The sequence below is a fragment of the Streptomyces colwelliae genome (genome assembly GCF_048158785.1).
Taxonomy (GTDB): domain Bacteria; phylum Actinomycetota; class Actinomycetes; order Streptomycetales; family Streptomycetaceae; genus Streptomyces.
In genome coordinates, this window is sequence record NZ_JBLTJC010000740.1 from 1 (window position 1) to 1909 (window position 1909).

The 1909-nt window shown below is 70.4% G+C and carries 2 protein-coding genes; both read right to left on the reverse strand.

What is annotated here, in order from left to right:
- Positions 1-24 precede the first annotated feature (24 nt).
- Positions 25-720, reverse strand: a complete 696-nt coding sequence (locus tag ACNFOC_RS53875; RefSeq protein ID WP_416966240.1) for a hypothetical protein — start codon at positions 718-720, stop codon at positions 25-27.
- Positions 665-1756: a GSCFA domain-containing protein gene (locus ACNFOC_RS53880; protein ID WP_416966241.1), complete on the reverse strand. Its 1092-nt coding sequence runs from the start codon at positions 1754-1756 to the stop codon at positions 665-667. Before ACNFOC_RS53880 ends, ACNFOC_RS53875 begins: the two co-directional genes overlap by 56 nt.
- Positions 1757-1909 lie beyond the last annotated feature (153 nt).

Sequence of the window (1909 nt, forward strand, 5' to 3'; positions counted from 1 at the left end):
CTAGGGGGACAGGGGACAGGGGGCTCAAAGGCCTCGGTCGAGGAGTTCCGATACGACGAGACGCCCGAAGGCGAGGTTGCCGTGGATCGGGTCGTCCGCCTGGCAGAAGGCGGGGCGTTGCAGACCGGTGCCGTCGGTGACGCGGGCGCGCAGGTCCACCAACTCGACGCTGCGTGCGGTGAGTTCGTCGACGAGGATGTTCTGCGCGGCGAAGAAGACGTTCGGGTCGGACATGCCGGGGACCCGCTGCGGCGGGAGGGGTGCCAGCACCCGTAGGCCCAGGGCGACGGCGTGGTCGTAGAAGGCGAGCGCTCCCCGGACGGTCGCCCTGACCAGGTCGGCGAAGAGGCGGCCGCGCAGGAAGGTGTCCGGGACGGTGCCGTGCCGGTCGCGGTAGAGGTCCCAGTTCTGGCGGGTGGCCACCGTGTGGGCGCTCAGGCCGAAGGTGCACACCAGCGGCACCGGCAGGCCGGCGAGTGCGCTCACGTCGAGGGTGTCGAGGTGCTCGCGGTAGAGCCGCTGCGGCTCGGTCTGCCGGAAGGTGAGGTCTGTGCCGTCCGTGTCGAAGAAGGGGCCCAAGAAGTCGCGCCCGGAGCCCAACGGGCCGCCCACGAAGGGTAGTTCGGCGTCCTGGGCGGCGCATCCGACACAGCCCGCGTGGGAGTCACCCAGCAGCAGGAATCGGGCGGGGGTTGTAGTAGTCGAGCACTGCGTCGTCACACCAGTTGTCCTCTCCGCCGGCGGTGGCAGTGGGAGTGATGGGCTCGGTCCGGCCCCGCACGGCCTGGAAGAAGTGCCGCATCACGAAGGCCACGCCGTCGGGGGTGACCGTGCGGAGGTTGGGTTCGTAGAAGGCCGCCCGGTAGGGGAAGCCGGTGATGATCTCGTACGACGGGAAGTAGTCGACGTCGTCCGTCTCGTCCGCCAACTGCCCTGCCGCCGCGCGCAGTACGGACTTGGAGTGGGTGGTGGCGACGAGTGCGTGACGGCCGGTGGCGGTGGCCGTCAGGGGGACCGGGGAGACGGTGAGGACCATGCGCAGCCGGGAGTTGACGCCGCGGGCGAGGGCGAGCACGGACGTCAGATCGCTGTGCACCTGCGCCACCGTGTGGTTGCGCAGGACGTGCCGGGTGGGGTCGAAGGTGCCGCGTACGGTCCCGGGGCACATCGGCAGCACCGTGCCGGTCCGCGTGTCGTGCCAGGCCTCGGTCAGACCGAGGGTGAAGACGAGGACGTCGGCCTTGGTGAGGGCGGTGCGGATGGCGGTGAGGGTGATGTCGCGGGAGCGGAGCAGGTCGTCGGGCGAGGCGAAGCCGGTCGGTTCGAGGGTGGGCCGGTAGGGGTCGTAGAAGGTGCCTTGGGAGTTGTCGCGGGAGCTGTCGTGAGAGGTGCCGTCCTCCGTCCAGAACTCCTCGGGCGGTTTCTCCTCGTCAAGCGCCCAGGCGACCCATTGGCGCAGTGCGGCGGCGGTGTAGATGTTCCCGGTGCGGAAGGAGAAACGACGGTAGCCGCGTGCGGACTGTTCGGCGCGGGTGAGGCCCGGGGGTGGCAGTTCGGCGTCGTACCAGTGCATGCCCTCCTCCAGGAGGGCTCGTCCGATGTGGGCGGCGAAGCAAGAACCGGCGGTGACGACGGGGGCGTCCTGGCCGATCGCGAACTTCGGCGTCCACAGGTCGGTGATGTCGAGCGCGTCGGGTTCGGCGACCGCGGTACGCCAGAACGACCGCTCGGGGAGGCGGGTGTAGGGGTGCTGCACGGTGACCTCCTCAGGATCGTCCGGCGGGGTGGGGCAGGACGGCTTGTGTGTCGGAGCGGGGCATCGCGACTACGGCGGCTTGCGTGTGGGGTGGGGTCGCCGCGAGTGCGGCGGCGATCGCCTGCACGTGGGGTTCCGCGACGAGTTCGTAGC